The organism is Shewanella sp. 8A, from assembly GCF_023475945.1.
In the GTDB taxonomy this organism is placed as follows: domain Bacteria; phylum Pseudomonadota; class Gammaproteobacteria; order Enterobacterales; family Shewanellaceae; genus Shewanella; species Shewanella xiamenensis.
Genome location: NZ_JAMDJP010000029.1, coordinates 20,896 through 36,036, shown reverse-complemented (window position 1 = coordinate 36,036; position 15,141 = coordinate 20,896). Strand labels below are relative to the sequence as shown.

Genomic DNA, 15,141 nt, shown 5'->3' with positions numbered 1-15,141 from the left:
AGAGAAAACTATGTTCATTTCAAATGCATATGCAAATGCTGCTGGCACTCCACAGAGTGGTGGCACTATGGAATTGATTTTCATGCTGGTGATTTTCGGCCTGATTTTCTATTTCATGATTTTCCGTCCGCAATCTAAGCGTGTTAAAGAGCACAAAAACCTGATGTCATCACTTGGAAAAGGTGATGAAGTGCTGACCAGCGGCGGCATTTTAGGCAAGATTGCAAAGATCAGCGATGACAATGACTACGTGTTACTGAGCTTGAACGACACGACTCAAATTACAATTAAAAAAGATTACATTGCAGCTGTATTGCCTAAGGGCTCTATCCAGTCGTTGTAAGCCAAGAGGGCTCAGGCGTGTTAAATAAATACCCAATGTGGAAGAACATTATGGTGGTGCTTATCATCGCCATAGGTTGTTTCTATGCCGTACCTAACCTGTTCGGTGAAGATCATGCGGTGCAAGTAGTGGCGACTCGAGGTGCTGAAGTCACGGCATCTACCCAAGCCAGAGTGAACGAGCTGTTAGCCAGTAAGGGCATTGCGGTAAAGCGTTCTGAGCTTGAAAAAGGCCAATTGTTGGTTCGCGTACAAAACGCGGATCAACAGTTGTTGACCAAGGAAACTATCGCCGAAGACTTAGGTGATAAGTTTACCGTAGCACTTAACCTTGCCCCTGCAACACCTAAATGGCTCGAGTCTATGGGTGGTAGCCCAATGAAACTCGGTTTGGACCTTCGTGGTGGTGTGCACTTCCTGATGGAAGTGGACATGGGCGAAGCCATTCGTAAGATGGAAGAAGCCAAAGTGGCTGATTTCCGTTCACAATTACGTGAAGAAAAAATCCGTTACGCGGGCATTCGCAATAATGCTCAAGGTATCGAGATTAAATTCCGTGATGCTGAAAGTTTAGCCAGTGCAGAACGTTTCCTAAAATCTCGTAGTAACGATATGGTGTTCACCGATGTGAGCAAGGGTGAAGATTTTGCCCTGCAAGCCGTGATGAGCGAAACCTATCTCAAGCAGATTAAAGAAGAAGCGTTGCAGCAAAACATTACCACTATCCGTAACCGTGTGAACGAGTTAGGGGTAGCTGAACCTGTGGTACAACGCCAAGGTGCTGAGCGTATTATCGTTGAGTTACCTGGTGTACAAGATACCGCTCGCGCCAAGGAAATTTTAGGTGCAACCGCATCGATTGAATTCCATATGGTGGACGATAAGGCTGACCCTAATGCGGCGCAATCTGGCCGTATACCCGCGGGTTCTGAGGTGTATCAACGCCGTGAAGGCGGTCAAGTGGTGCTGAAGAAGGAAGTGATGCTAACGGGTGATCATATCACTGGCGCACAACCCAGCTTTGACCAATATAGCCGTCCACAGGTAAGCATTAACCTCGACGCTAAAGGCGGTACCGTTTTTTCTAACGTGACTAAGGACAATATCGGTAAACCGATGGCGACCTTATTCATTGAATATAAAGACAGTGGTGAACGTAACGCCGATGGCAGCGTCAAAATGCTGAAAATCCAAGAAGTGATTTCAGTAGCGACGATTCAAGCACGTTTAGGCCGCAACTTTGTGATCACTGGGTTAAGCCACGGTGAAGCACAAAACCTCGCGTTATTGCTACGTGCGGGTGCTTTGATCGCGCCAGTATCGATTGTGGAAGAGCGTACCATTGGTCCAAGCCTAGGTGCGGAAAACATCGAAAGCGGTGTGCAAGCCATGATCTGGGGTATGGCAGTCGTGCTTATCTTCATGTTGGTTTACTACCGCAGTTTTGGCTTTATCGCCAACTTGGCCCTAACGGCCAACTTAGTGATGGTGGTTGGGGTGATGTCTATGATCCCTGGCGCCGTGTTAACCCTGCCAGGTATTGCGGGTATGGTGTTAACTGTGGGTATGGCGGTTGATGGTAACGTACTGATTTACGAGCGTATCCGTGAAGAGTTACGTGCTGGTCGCAGCGTGCAGCAGGCCATTCACGAAGGTTACGGCAACGCATTCTCTACTATCGCCGACGCTAACATTACTACCTTCTTAACAGCATTGATCCTGTTCGCCGTAGGTACGGGCGCGATCAAAGGCTTCGCAGTGACCCTGATGATCGGTATTGCGACATCAATGTTTACCGCTATCGTGGGAACCCGCGCAATCGTTAACGCGATTTGGGGCGGTAAGCGCGTGAAGACGCTGTCTATCTAAGGGGAAGCGATAATGTTAGAAATTTTATCTTTAAAACGTACGGTTAACTTCCTCCGTCATGCGCTGCCTATCAGTATTATGTCGGCCATTTTGGTATTGGGTTCGCTTGTTTCTCTGGCGACTAAGGGTATCAACTGGGGCTTAGACTTTACTGGCGGTACTGTGGTTGAGATGGAGTTCACTAAACCTGTTGATTTGAACGTGTTGCGTACAAAACTGTCATCGCCTGAATTAGATGGCGCGATTGTGCAAAACTTTGGTTCAAGTCGCGACGTGTTAGTTCGTCTGTCGGTGAAAGAAGGCGTGAGCAGTGATGCTCAGGTTAAATCTGTGATGACAGCTGCTCAGCAAGTGGATGCAGGCGTTCAACAAAAACGGGTTGAATTCGTCGGTCCTCAGGTGGGTAAAGAACTGGCTGAGCAGGGCGGTTTAGCCGTGTTAGTTGCACTAATCTGTATCATGATCTATGTGTCGTTTCGTTTCGAATGGCGTTTAGCTGCGGGTTCAGTCGCGGCATTGGCCCATGACGTGATTGTGACCTTAGGGGTGTTTTCAGTATTTCAACTGGAGTTTGACCTAACAGTATTAGCTGGTGTGTTAACCGTTGTGGGTTACTCACTGAATGATACCATCGTGGTATTTGACCGTATCCGTGAAAACTTCCTCAAGATGCGTAAGAGCGATCCTGAAGAAGTCGTGAACGTTTCAATTACCCAAACCATGAGCCGTACCATTATCACGACGGGTACGACGCTGGTGACAGTTGTTGCGCTGTTCCTTAAGGGCGGCACCATGATCCATGGCTTTGCGACCGCACTGTTACTGGGTATTTTCGTTGGTACTTACTCTTCTATCTATGTGGCGAGTTTCTTAGCGATCAAACTCGGCATTTGCCGTGAGCATATGATGCCAGTTGAGATAGAGAAAGAAGGTGCAGATCAACCACCGATGATGCCGTAAATTGGTCTCAAATTAATCTATTTTAGATACCAATATTGTTGATAAAAATGCCACTTTTAAAGTGGCATTTTTTTCGCCGTGATTACTCGCTTTCGATAATCTGCTATCAAACTCACAACTTTATAGTGACTAATGCTGTAAAACGTAAATGTTAAATTGATTAACAACTGGCGTAAAAAACAGCACTCGACAGGCTCAGTTATTTCACTGTAGCATGTCGGCTGCCGCTATTTTTAAAAGATAAATGCAGTAGGAAGTCGCATGGAAGAACGTAAAACATTAATTGCTGGTGGAAACCTATTACAGGCCCATACATGGAAGGGATTATTAGAAGCCTGTGGTATTCATGTGGAGTTACGTGGAGAGGCCTTGTTGGGTGGCGTCGGTGAGTTACCTGCCAATCTTCACAATGTTGAGCTTTGGGTTCGAGAGTCGCAGGTGGCTAACGCACAAGCGCAATTAAGCGGCTTGGATGTGGTTAGTCCCCAATGGCAATGTGTACAGTGCCATGAGATGAATGAGGGCAGCTTCGAATTGTGTTGGCATTGTAGTGCTGAGCGTAGCGAGAGCCATAATTAATTTACTCATCAATCCATCTATCGTCGGGATCCATATTCCCGACCATCATTGCATATTTTTATTTAGATAAAAATTTTCTAACTTATTCATATTATTAAGTATTTATTGTTGAGTATCGTGTTAATCTACGCTGACTTATCATTTAGTTAGTACGATAAGATATGCCTGCATTATTCTGTCAGATAATGCGCTTATTCATAATGTTGAGTTAACGCTGTTTATAATCAGAGCCTTGATTTTTATATAGACCAAAACAGATGTTAACCCTGTGCATGAAAATAATTGAAGTTTGTTTTTACTCAATATTTATTAGGCTTATACGATGCAATATTTCCCGTTATTTATTGATACCGTTAATCTGAATGTGCTGCTTGTTGGGGCAGGGGATGTAGCGAGTCGTAAACTTGCCTTGCTAACGCGTACCGAAGCGAATATCCATGTTATTGCGCCAGAGGTAAATTCTGAGGTGCAAGCCTATGCTGATAAGGGACGGATATTATTGTCACAACGATCAGTCGTGCAGGCTGATATTCAAAATTACGATCTTATTTATCTCGCAACGGCCAACGATAAACTCAATAGTGAATTAGCGACCTTAGCCACTGAGCGTGGCATTTGGGTTAATGCCGTGGACAATCCCGCTTTTTGCCGTTTTATTACGCCGTCCATCGTGGATAGAGGGCGCCTTGTTGTGGCGATCAGTACCGCAGGGGCCGCGCCTGTATTTGCCCGTACCATCCGAGCGAGATTAGAAACCAGTCTACCGCAATCCTTGAAACCGCTATTTGACTTTGTGGCCGACAAACGTCTCGAAGTACAACAACGCCTCACCAAAACCGCGACACGTCGATTATTTTGGGAACGTTTTTTCGATACCAATGGTGATAGGTTTGATGCACGTACGCTAGAGCATTATCAAAATGCCTTTAACCATATCGTCAGCCGCGGGGAAATCCTGCTATTGGACGAGGCCACGCCTGTCGAGTTATTGCCGCTGGCGGCCATGCCGTTACTGCAACGCCTTGACTGGATTTATAGCCAAGAGACCTTAACAGATGAATTATCAGAATTCGTTCGCCGTGATGCTAACCGCGGCGGATTACTCGCTCTGAGCGAAATAACTCACGAATATGAGCAGGGCACAAGAATGCTGATTGTTGCCGATACTCAGAAAATTAATCAGCTAAAGGCCCACTTTCCTGTCGCGAAGCATTTACGCCCCGGTGCGATTTAGTCTTCTTTATCGCAGTTTGTTTGAGCTGACGGCGAGTCTTAGGTAGACTCGCCGTTATTTTTTATCATTAAGCTTAGGATGTACTATGGCGCTTAAAGCGACCGTGTTTAAGGTCAATCTTCAGATCGCTGATATGGACCGGGGATATTATCAAGATCATCAACTGACGTTAGCTCAGCATCCTTCGGAAACCGATGGTCGCATGATGGTGCGTTTGCTGGCTTTTATCCTCAATGCTTCCGAGACCTTAAGCTTTACTAAGGGATTGTGTGTGGATGACGAACCCGAACTGTGGGATAAGAGTCTCTCAGGGGAAGTAAACCTGTGGATTGAGTTTGGCCAAGCCGATGAGAAGTGGCTGCGTAAGGCGAGCGGCCGCGCGAAAGCGGTGCAGCTGTTTACCTACGGCGGACGTAGTGTTCCTATTTGGTGGAAACAGAATCAAGCAGCATTAGAGCGCTATAAAAATTTAAAAGTATGGAATATTGCCGAAGAGTCAGTGACGGCGATGGAGGCGTTAGTGAGCCGCACTATGTCGCTGCAAGCGTCTATCAGTGAAGGGCAAGTCTGGCTATCTGACAATGAGCATAGTCTGCTTATCGAACCAGAGATGCTTAAGGATTATCAATAATAAAAGAGCCTGCGATTGCAGGCTCTTGTGTTAATTCGCTGTGATTATTGGAATTTCAATTCCCAGCTATCGATATAGCCTACGTCACCACGGCCGCTATCTACTGCTTTAAGTTTCCACACACCGCTTGACTCAACGCCAGTCATATCCACTGTGTAGCTCTTGTTGATATTGTCAGTGCCAGAACCTGTTCTATTGTGCAATGTTGAAGTTTGACCACTTGGGCTGATCAATTGCACTTTTAAGTCACCAATATAAGGGTGAACAATATTCACCACGGCAGTCACAGTGCCTGAGTTACCCGTGCGAGTAACTGTGATTGGGCTCGTGATACCAGTGGTCTTGTTATCAGGAATATTGTAGTTATCGGTGTTGGTGTAGCTTGCTGGCGTGGTAGGAGTACCACCATCGCTTTGGGCTGTGTAGCTTGCGGTTAACGATACACCGCTAAAGGCTGAATAGCCTTTTACCATCGCGTAGTAAGTACCAGATTGAACGTTGCTGATTGGGCAAGATTCACTGTTACCACCTTTGTATGGACGGCAATCGTAGTTTGAGGTCGTTGGCGCTGCGCCGTACTGTACGTACAGATCCGCATCACCCGTGCCACCGTTCATCACAAAGCCTAAGTTAGTTGCACCCTGTGGTACTTCAAAAGAGAAATGCAGTTCTTCACTGGCGGCGCCGCTTAGACCTGTTTTTGGCACACCGTTCACTAACACGCTGTCAGTTGGTGTAGGGTCAACCGGATCCGTAGGACCATTACAGGACGCATCTAAGAAGGTTTTCGCTGCAACGGCATTGACCAGACCATAACCATAGTAATCATCACGGCCAGCTGTGCCTAAGTCTTCAGCCGTTTGCTTGAGTGCATTACGCACCTGAGCAGCGCTACATTCTGGGTGATAGCTCCACACTAAGGTTGCCACGCCTGAAACATGTGGAGTCGCCATCGATGTACCGTTGTAGTACTCGTAGTCTTTATTACCTTGGTTGCTTACGGTAACGGTTGCGCCTAACTGGTTACGCAGTGCTAGACCGGTTGCACGGTCAACAGATACTGACACCATGTTGATTTCGCTGTTAGCATCGACCAAGAAGGGGTTTTGTAGTCCAGGTAAGGCGGTGTTACTGTACACGATAACAGCGCTAGCGCCCGCATTCTTACAGGCTTTTACCGCATTGATTTCTGGATAAGAAGTGCCTTGGTTACCCACACGCTCAACTAGACAGACTTTGTTGGTCATATTGCCGCAGTTGAAGGTTGAGCCGCTAACCGTACATTCGGCTAAGGTTGCGGTTGCCGTGCCATTGTATGGATTGGGCGCATAGTTAGTGCCTGATGGCGTAAAGCGATTGTGTGGCACAACGCCGGAGTTAAAGTATGACTGACCACCGATAGTAATATCGGCTAAACGTCCTTCACCGCGTGTAACGGTAGAGAGAATGGCTTCACCAGGACCCGAGATCTCGACTTGGTTGGTGTATTGCGAGAAGGCTGAGTGGTCTTTGTGATTATCAACAGACGCTACTGACATTACCGCATCGTACGAAGCGGGGTAGCTATGGGTATTGTTACCATCGTTACCCGCGGCTGCAATCAAGAGTACGCCGTTATTGTAGTGGGCGGCTAAGGCATTGCGCTCGGTTGTGCTTGAGCCTGCGCCACCTAAACTCATGGTGACCACATTGGCGCCATTATTAACACAGGTATCGACCGCGGATACGAGTGAAGATGAGTAACCCCAGCCAGCTTCATTAAATACTTTAATCACATGGATATTGGCATTTTGATTTGGCATCACGCCAATCACGCCGTCGTTGTTGGCGATCGCCGCGATAGTACCAGCAACGTGGGTACCATGGGCATTGTTATTGCCAGGTTCAAACCAATTACCTGTGCCGGAGTTATTGGTGCCTGTGACATTGTTACCGCTTAAGTCGCTGTGACCACGGTCATAACCTGAGTCGATAATACAGATGGTGCGGTTACCCGCTTGGCTATCGCTTAATTGGGTCGCACCCACAAAGGTTTGTCCCCAAGGCGTTGTTTCACTTAAAAAGCGGCGTGGCATGTCTTCTTCCACATATTCCACATCGGCGCGGGCTCTTAATGCCTTAATGCCATTGTTATCTAGCTTGACCGAGTAGCTGTTACTGCGGCCGATACGCTTCATTTCTTTGGCTTGCGCCTTGTTCAGCACACTGTGCTGGGCGCTAATTTCAGCCACTTGAGGCTGGTAGTTCATGGTGGTGGGTAATTGGTCGCTGACTTGAGCGCTATCGACAGACATCAGAGCGGGGGCATCGGCATTTTTAAATTTAACGATATAGCGCTTAGGCAAAGGAGAGGTCTGTGCTTGCATCGCTGCGTTGAAACCCGGTGCGTCGGGGGCAGCATGAACACTTGCTGAAATTGCAATAGCTAAGCTGGATAAACTCAGGGCTATTTTAGTGGTTCGGTTGATTGTCATGTTTTTCTTCCATGTTAAATTTAGAGTTAATCATTATTATTTTGTGCTTTTAAAGAATAACTACGACTCAGATGCTACTCGGTTAGTGAATTTATCTTTCGTGTAAGTATTTGTAAATTAAATGTTGATGGTATGGCGGTTGGTAAAATTGCCTGAGGTAATAAGCGAATTTATTGAATAAATAATCAATTGTTACAACTTGTAACGAATGTATCGGCACTATTTATGTTTATTTATGTGGAAAAGGTGAATAAGTAAAAGTGAATTTTAGCGGCTTTAACAGTGAACAATGGGTTAGTGTAATTGTATATATTGTTGAAATTTAAAGTTATAATTTTTTGGAATTAAAAAATGAGAAATCTATAGTATTTTTAAGCGTTTGATGTTGAGTTTAATTCAAGTGATTGATTATGCAATTTTATTGAGTTAATGTGTCGGTGGTTTGGCATTTGCCAATTTATTGGCTTTTATGCATGAGCGCAACAGGATAATCGACTAGTGAGTGGTGGGTGAGATACATGAATCTCGGCAGAAATATAAAAAAGCGCCAACAGGCGCTTTTCCATCGTGAATCGAAACAGCAAGTTACTCTGTTTTAGGCTGAGCGTCGGCTAAGGTCTGATAACCGCCACCGTTATAGGTTTGAGTGTAACCCGCGGCGACTAAGGCTTCGGTCGCGATACTGCTGCGTCGACCGCTGCGGCAATACAACACCACTGGCGCATCTTTGGCGATACCGCGTTTAGCGAATTCTGCGGCGACTTGCTCAAAGGGAATATTAACCGCATTGGCTAAATGGCCCGCGGCAAATTCCTCAGGGGTGCGAACATCAAGCACCATGGCCCCAGCAGCGATTTTCTCCCATGCTACTTGAGGCTGTTGATCTGCCGCATTTGCTGCATGAGGTACTATGGAGAGTGACAAAAGACTCAATAGGGCTACTCCAAGTAATTTTTTACTGCCAAACAGTAACTTGTTAAACACTGACTTTCTCCTTTGCAAATCTGCATTAACGTTGTTTAGCGATTTCAGCTTCGGATTTGATGCCGAGTTTGCGTAATACCATTGCCGCTGGGCAAAAACCCGTGAAAGCGCTTTGGAATAGGTTAGCGCCTACGAAGGCGGTTAACCACAAAAAGTTATGGTGAACAAAAGCGGTTAATACCAAAGACAGTAACACCATAAATCCGGCAAAGGCCATAATGCTGCGTTCGAGTGACATAGCTTGCTCCTAGAGGCAGCACGATGGCTGCTTATTGTGGGTTAATCAGCTGTTTGAGTTAAGTTTATGCGATTTTTCATCGCCGCGTAGTAAAGCACAGGGATCACGATTAGGGTCAGTAAGGTCGAGATAAAGATCCCGAAAATCAGACTGATCGCAAGCCCATTGAAAATCGGATCATCCAAAATAAACAGGGCGCCAATCATGGCCGCCAAAGCGGTCAGCATAATCGGTTTGGCTCGCACCGCACCCGAGTGGATCACTGCGCGCTCAAAGGGCACACCTGAGGCGGTTTCCTGATTGATAAAATCCACTAATAATATCGAGTTACGGACAATAATCCCCGCTAAGGCAATCATGCCAATCATCGAGGTAGCGGTAAATTGTGCACCAAGCAGGGCATGGCCCGGCATCACTCCAATCACCGTCAGTGGGATGGGCGCCATAATGATAAGCGGCACGAGATAGGATCTAAATTGGGCGACGACCAATAAGTAAATTGCAATCATGCCCACGGCATAGGCGATACCCATATCTCTAAAAGTTTCATAGGTGATCTTCCATTCCCCGTCCCAAAGTACGGCCACTGAGTCTAAGCCTGTTGGTTGGTGGATATAATGCTGATCGAAACCTAAGCCACCGTCGCCGTTGATTTTGCCTGCCATGTCAAACATGCCATAGAGCGGACTGTCAAGCGGGCCTGCCATATCGGCAACCACCATCACCATAGGGATCATATTCTTATGGATAATAGGGGCATCGATTTTACCGCGCTTGATGGTCACCAGCTCAGACACGGGCACGGATTGCCCAGTTTGGCTTTGTAACTTCATGTTTAGCACTTGTTCTAAATCGATTTTCGCCCCTTCTTGCAGTTGCAGGCGGATAGGCACGGGGTGTTTTTGCTGAGCAATATGCAAGTAGCTTACATCCTTACCGCCCACTGAGGTCGCAATTAAATCAACGATATTGCTATAGGGCACCGCCATCAGGCTAGCTTTAGAGCGGTCGATCATCACCTGCCATTTTTGCTGTGCTGCGGGTAAGAAGATATCAATATCGACCACATCTTGAGTCTCACGGAACAGTGACTGCAGATCATAAGCTGCTTGTTCACGAATCGCAGGGCTTGGGCCATAGACTTCGGCCACAATCGGCGACCAGACTGGTGGGCCTGGTGGTACTTCAACCACTTTTATATTGGCTTGATATGGCGCACCTATTTGCTGTAGTTCCTCTCTCACTGAGAGTGCAATGCTATGGCTATCGCGTTTGCGATGCTTTTTATCGACTAAATTGACCTGAATATCGCCTAGTTCTTGGCTATTACGCAGGAAATAGTGACGCACTAAGCCGTTAAAGTTCATTGGCGCATTGGTGCCAGCATACAGCTGCAAATGTTCCACCTCAGGCACAGTGGCAAGGTAACGACTTAAATCCTGAAGTACCCGCTGGGTTTGTTCCACTGGTGTGCCTTCTGGCATGTCCACCATCACTTGGAACTCTGACTTATTATCGAAGGGCAGCATCTTTAACACCACGAGCTGACCTATGGGCAAGGCCACGGCGATACCGATCAATACAAATACACCCGCAGCGAGTCCAATCCGTGCTTTACGGGCGCCTTTACCTAATAGGAAGGGGCCAATTAGACGGGTAAACAGGCGCACCATTTTACTTTCATTTATCACGGCATCGTCGCTGTGGACAGTTTCGATCGCTGGGCCACTATGGTGTTTGAGCAGCTTACGGCTTAGCCAGGGCGTGACCACAAAGGCAACCACAAGGGAGATCAGCATGCCCATACTGGCGTTGATGGGAATCGGGCTCATGTATGGGCCCATTAGTCCTGACACAAATGCCATGGGCAGCAGAGCGGCGATAACCGTAAAGGTGGCGAGAATCGTCGGGCCGCCGACTTCATCCACCGCAACGGGGATGAGTTCACTAAAGGATTTTTTACCCAGCGCCATATGCCTGTGAATGTTTTCCACTACCACAATGGCATCGTCGACTAAGATCCCGATGGAGAAAATCAGCGCGAAGAGTGACACTCGGTTGAGGGTAAATCCCCACGCCCATGAGGCGAATAGAGTGATCGCCAAGGTGATAATAATGGCGACACCGACCACTAAGGACTCGCGTGCGCCCATGGTTAAAAATACCAATACGACAACGGCGCTGGTGGCAAAAATCAGCTTAAGAATAAGGGTGTTAGATTTATCCGCCGCTGTCTCACCATAGTTGCGCGAAACAGTCACTTCGACATTGCTGGGGATCAACACATTCTTGACCTTAGCAATGCGATCAATCGTTGCATCGGCGATATCGACAGCGTTTTGCCCCGGTTGCTTACCTATGGCAATCGTCACCGCAGGGTAAATATCTGTCTTGTCACTGTGCCAAACGCTTTGAGTGGGAATATCACTCTTTAAACTGATGTCGGCGATATCGGCCAAATAAACAGGGGTAGGCCTGCCGTTTTTATCCTGCGAAATACTCACAACGAGCTGTTTTACATCGTCTATTGTTTGTAAAAATTGCCCAGCCTGAACCTTAATCTCTTGATTACCTTGTACTAAAGACGCAGGCATCGAGATGTGATTATTGTCATTTAGGCTTTGTCTCAACTTGTCGTAGGTGAGATTAAAGCTATTCATTTTGGCGGGATCGATGCGTACATTGGCCACTATTTCATGTTGGCCGACGGTGTATATCTCCCGCGTGCCCGGGATACGCTTGATTTCGGTTTCTAACCCTTGCGCAACATGGGTCAATTGTTCGGCAGATACCTGTTTATCCTTGGACCATAAGGTCAGGCTAACAATAGGCACATCATCGATACCGCGTGGTTTAATCAATGGTTCACCCACTCCCGCCCCTTGCGGCAGTTTATCCATATTGGAATAAATCTGGTTGTAGAGACTCACTATGGCATCATTGCGGGTTACGCCGACTTTAAAGATCACAATGATCATGGCGCCATCGGGTTGGGAGAAAGAATAGAGCGTGTCTATCCCTTTGATTTCAGAGATCACTTGCTCGGCGGGCAGGGTGACTAAGTTTTCAACTTCGACCGGAGTGGCGCCAGGAAAGGGGATAAAGACATCGGCAAAGGTAACGTCAATCTGTGGTTCTTCTTCCTTTGGGGTCACTAAAATAGCAAATAAGCCGAGCAATAAGCCTAAAAGTGCCAGCAGCGGTGTGATGGCACTGTTTTGGAAGGCGGCCGCAATCCGACCCGAAATACCAAGTGTCATCGGAGATTCATTAGCGTGTTTCATTCAACAACCTCATCAAATTGATATCGCTAGGGAATTTATTGCTTTTGTTCAAGCAACACTTGGTAAGCATCCATGGCGACAATATCTCCGGATTTAAGTCCTGCGAGTATTTCCACTTCACCATTGACAGGTTCTGATACTCGTACCTGAGTGAGCACAAATTGCTCGCCTTTTTTCAGGTAAACGCTACTGAGTTCATTCATAGTGATTAGCGCAGAGGTCGGTAGCTGGATTTTTTCTCGCTCACCATTTTTAAACAGCGCCTTGGCCCAAGTTCCGGGTTGCAGGTTAGGTTCATCCTTTGGCAGGTTAATCCGCACTTGATAGCTATGGCTCACGGGATCGGCAAAGCTAAAGATGGTGAGGTCCTTAGAGAGGATTTCACGACCATCATTTAAGCGTACTAAAAATTCTGGGGCGCTTTTTAGCTGTTGAATATAGCGTTGTGGCACTTGGGTGATGGCGCGCATTTGGCTTGGTGAAAATCCAGAGAGTAGCGGCTGACCGACAATCACGGTTTCACCTAATTCGACTAAACGCTCGGTAACAATCCCGCTAAATGGGGCCGATACCACAGTATATTTGAGTGACTCAGTCGCCTTGATAACCCGCGCCTTAGCCGCACTCACGGCTTGTTCGGCAGCTTTAGCATTGGCGGTTGCTTCATCCATAGCGCCTTTTGAAATCGCGCCTTGGGGAAAGAGTTCTTTGTAGCGTTTATATTGTGCCTGCGCCTCCACATTTAGTGCGGTAGCTTTGGCGAGATCGGCTTCATAGCTTGCGAGTTCAGCGCCTTGTTCTTTACTAGTTATCTCGAGTAAGGCTGCGCCTTCTGGTACCACATCATTGACATCGTAGTTGAGTTTGACGATACGCCCTGAGGTTTGCGCTGACACCGTGGCAGCTTTTACCGCCTCAATATTGGCATCTAAAGTCACCCAATTCGCGTAGGGTTTGCTCATCACTTCCAGGGTTTCTAAAGAAGATGCCTGCGTCGTGAAGGTAGAAAATGCTAATAATGTGAACAGAGTTCGTGATATTGCTGCCATAACAAATCATCCCAAGAGTAATTCATGAGTAAATTCTAATGGAGTTGGTTTCAATAGGCAATCAATATTTATTAGAAAAATTTAATGTAATCGATTTCACTAATATAGGGGAAAGGCGAATGTGTTTTCCCTTACATCAATCGCCATCGTCATCATTTTTAAGCCGCAATCAGAGCTGCTTAAATATCAGTCGTTTAAATAGTAGGTCAGCGTAGAAACAATGCGAATTTGTTTTATGTAAGGCGTGCTGCTGTCACGATCGGAAATCGTGAACTGGCCTTGGCTGGCACTCTTAATCTTACCCAGACGTGATTGTGAGTCCTTAGCAAACTTTTCGGCCACTTCCCGCGCATTTTGCGTCGCTTCCTGCACCATGGTCGGTTTGACATCATTGAGCGCCGTAAATAAAAACTCAGTGCGATTTTCATAGTCTTGGCTGGCGATAGCAATGCCTTCTTTAACTAAGTTTATCATTTGCTTACGGGTGCTTAGCATGAGATCAATTTGTGAGGTATAGACAGAGAGATTAATCTTAGCCGAGTAACGATACCTGACATTGGGGTCGACATAGCCTTGGGCCTGACGGTCTTCGATGGATGGCAATGACACCGTAATCTCACTGTCGCTAAATCCACTTTCTTTAAGGAAGGCGACGACTCTGTCGGTTTTTTGCTGAACGGTCTCATAAAGCTTAGGGAGGTTGTTGTCGACCTCAGTAAAGTTAATCGGCCAGATAGCGATGTTGGCTTTGACTTCTTTTTCTGCAAGACCTTTTACGGTGACTGTGCGTTCTAGTGCTTTCATTTCTAGTAGCGCTGAGCTGGCGCTTTGTCCAACATAAACCATGCCTGCACATAAAAAACCACCGAGCACGATGGCGGGAAGTAGGTAATTGCGTTGCATAACAGACTCTCTTGATAGAATTCCTTCAGATACCTTACTTCAATTAGCTAGCTTTGTGCATAGGCAAATGCCTAACACATTCAACTTTATACTAAATGCTCAGGTGTTATTCAGGATTCGCGTCATGCAGTCGCAAAGTGGCTTGTAAGTTAACCTGTTAGCTCATGGGTGGGATTGCGCTAGGTTGCCACAATTCGACTTTATTACCATCGGGGTCAATAAACCAGCCGAAACGGCCGAATTCAGAGTCTTCAATATCGCCGATTTGCTCGCCACCACCCAGCGTGACTTGAAGTAGGGCTTGCTCAAGATCGTCCACGATAAAGTTCACCATAAAGCTTTTATTAGTGGGGGCAAAATAGGTCGTGTTATCGTCAAACGGTGTCCATACATGGTAACTCGGGATGGATTTATCACTATGATAGAACGCCGCGCCTCCCCAGTTTTCAATAGGGATCTCAAGGTGAGTTTTATACCAGGTTGCTAAGGCAACGGGATCGGTACTTTTGAAGAAAATACCACCAAGTCCAATGACTTTTGCCATAAGGGTTATAGAGTGAGAGGAATATGGATTAACTTTAGGCAATAAATACG

At 46.7% G+C, this 15,141-nt stretch carries 13 protein-coding genes; 6 read left to right on the top strand and 7 right to left on the bottom strand.

The window, feature by feature from the left end; genetic code table 11:
- The first annotated feature begins 10 nt into the window (after positions 1-10).
- The 6 genes from yajC (at position 11) to M0413_RS18050 (ending at position 5,615) form a co-directional block, all read left to right on the top strand.
- Positions 11-343 carry a preprotein translocase subunit YajC gene (gene yajC, locus M0413_RS18075; RefSeq protein ID WP_037428220.1) on the top strand — a complete coding sequence of 111 codons (333 nt, stop codon included), beginning with the start codon at positions 11-13 and terminating at the stop codon, positions 341-343.
- A 17-nt stretch (positions 344-360) separates the two neighbouring features.
- Positions 361-2,211 (top strand): protein translocase subunit SecD, encoded by a 1,851-nt coding sequence (gene secD, locus M0413_RS18070; RefSeq protein ID WP_249555141.1) that lies wholly within the window; start codon positions 361-363, stop codon positions 2,209-2,211.
- 12 nt (positions 2,212-2,223) lie between these two features.
- Positions 2,224-3,171 carry a protein translocase subunit SecF gene (gene secF / locus M0413_RS18065; RefSeq protein ID WP_249555139.1) on the top strand — a complete coding sequence of 316 codons (948 nt, stop codon included), beginning with the start codon at positions 2,224-2,226 and terminating at the stop codon, positions 3,169-3,171.
- Positions 3,172-3,432: 261 nt separating this feature from the next.
- A complete protein-coding gene (locus M0413_RS18060) occupies positions 3,433-3,750 on the top strand; it encodes a putative signal transducing protein (RefSeq protein WP_249555137.1) in 318 nt (105 codons plus the stop codon).
- Positions 3,751-4,072: 322 nt separating this feature from the next.
- Entirely contained in the window at positions 4,073-4,984 is a 912-nt protein-coding gene (locus M0413_RS18055) for a precorrin-2 dehydrogenase/sirohydrochlorin ferrochelatase family protein (protein ID WP_144345063.1), read from the top strand.
- Between the two features lie 85 nt (positions 4,985-5,069).
- On the top strand, positions 5,070-5,615 hold the full coding sequence (locus tag M0413_RS18050; protein ID WP_037420235.1) for a YaeQ family protein: 546 nt from the start codon (positions 5,070-5,072) through the stop codon (positions 5,613-5,615).
- Positions 5,616-5,659: 44 nt separating this feature from the next.
- Here M0413_RS18050 and M0413_RS18045 read toward each other — a convergent pair whose 3' ends face one another.
- From M0413_RS18045 to M0413_RS18015, 7 genes are all read right to left on the bottom strand, one after another.
- The gene (locus M0413_RS18045; protein WP_249555134.1) at positions 5,660-8,089 is read right to left on the bottom strand and encodes a S8 family serine peptidase; all 2,430 of its coding nucleotides are present in this window, start codon (positions 8,087-8,089) and stop codon (positions 5,660-5,662) included.
- Between the two features lie 585 nt (positions 8,090-8,674).
- Positions 8,675-9,073, bottom strand: coding sequence for a rhodanese-like domain-containing protein (locus M0413_RS18040; RefSeq protein WP_037428230.1), 399 nt, complete (start codon positions 9,071-9,073; stop codon positions 8,675-8,677).
- Between the two features lie 25 nt (positions 9,074-9,098).
- Positions 9,099-9,311, bottom strand: coding sequence for a YgaP family membrane protein (locus M0413_RS18035; protein WP_037428231.1), 213 nt, complete (start codon positions 9,309-9,311; stop codon positions 9,099-9,101).
- A gap of 41 nt (positions 9,312-9,352) precedes the next feature.
- On the bottom strand, positions 9,353-12,595 hold the full coding sequence (locus tag M0413_RS18030; RefSeq protein WP_249555132.1) for an efflux RND transporter permease subunit: 3,243 nt from the start codon (positions 12,593-12,595) through the stop codon (positions 9,353-9,355).
- Between the two features lie 35 nt (positions 12,596-12,630).
- Positions 12,631-13,644 carry an efflux RND transporter periplasmic adaptor subunit gene (locus M0413_RS18025; protein WP_099458386.1) on the bottom strand — a complete coding sequence of 338 codons (1,014 nt, stop codon included), beginning with the start codon at positions 13,642-13,644 and terminating at the stop codon, positions 12,631-12,633.
- A 186-nt stretch (positions 13,645-13,830) separates the two neighbouring features.
- Positions 13,831-14,547 (bottom strand): SIMPL domain-containing protein, encoded by a 717-nt coding sequence (locus M0413_RS18020; protein ID WP_037420219.1) that lies wholly within the window; start codon positions 14,545-14,547, stop codon positions 13,831-13,833.
- Positions 14,548-14,704: 157 nt separating this feature from the next.
- Positions 14,705-15,091 carry a VOC family protein gene (locus M0413_RS18015; protein WP_055648745.1) on the bottom strand — a complete coding sequence of 129 codons (387 nt, stop codon included), beginning with the start codon at positions 15,089-15,091 and terminating at the stop codon, positions 14,705-14,707.
- Between the last annotated feature and the right edge of the window lie 50 nt (positions 15,092-15,141).

Excerpts from the sequence above, each read along its gene's own strand:
- M0413_RS18020 (WP_037420219.1), bottom strand. The coding sequence starts at position 14,547 with ATGCAACGCAATTACCTACTTCCCGCCATCGTGCTCGGTGGTTTTTTA.
- M0413_RS18025 (WP_099458386.1), bottom strand. The coding sequence starts at position 13,644 with ATGGCAGCAATATCACGAACTCTGTTCACATTATTAGCATTTTCTACC.
- M0413_RS18055 (WP_144345063.1), top strand. The coding sequence starts at position 4,073 with ATGCAATATTTCCCGTTATTTATTGATACCGTTAATCTGAATGTGCTG.
- yajC (WP_037428220.1), top strand. The coding sequence starts at position 11 with ATGTTCATTTCAAATGCATATGCAAATGCTGCTGGCACTCCACAGAGT.
- M0413_RS18030 (WP_249555132.1), bottom strand. The coding sequence starts at position 12,595 with ATGAAACACGCTAATGAATCTCCGATGACACTTGGTATTTCGGGTCGG.
- secF (WP_249555139.1), top strand. The coding sequence starts at position 2,224 with ATGTTAGAAATTTTATCTTTAAAACGTACGGTTAACTTCCTCCGTCAT.
- M0413_RS18035 (WP_037428231.1), bottom strand. The coding sequence starts at position 9,311 with ATGTCACTCGAACGCAGCATTATGGCCTTTGCCGGATTTATGGTGTTA.
- M0413_RS18015 (WP_055648745.1), bottom strand. The coding sequence starts at position 15,091 with ATGGCAAAAGTCATTGGACTTGGTGGTATTTTCTTCAAAAGTACCGAT.
- M0413_RS18060 (WP_249555137.1), top strand. The coding sequence starts at position 3,433 with ATGGAAGAACGTAAAACATTAATTGCTGGTGGAAACCTATTACAGGCC.
- M0413_RS18045 (WP_249555134.1), bottom strand. The coding sequence starts at position 8,089 with ATGACAATCAACCGAACCACTAAAATAGCCCTGAGTTTATCCAGCTTA.
- M0413_RS18050 (WP_037420235.1), top strand. The coding sequence starts at position 5,070 with ATGGCGCTTAAAGCGACCGTGTTTAAGGTCAATCTTCAGATCGCTGAT.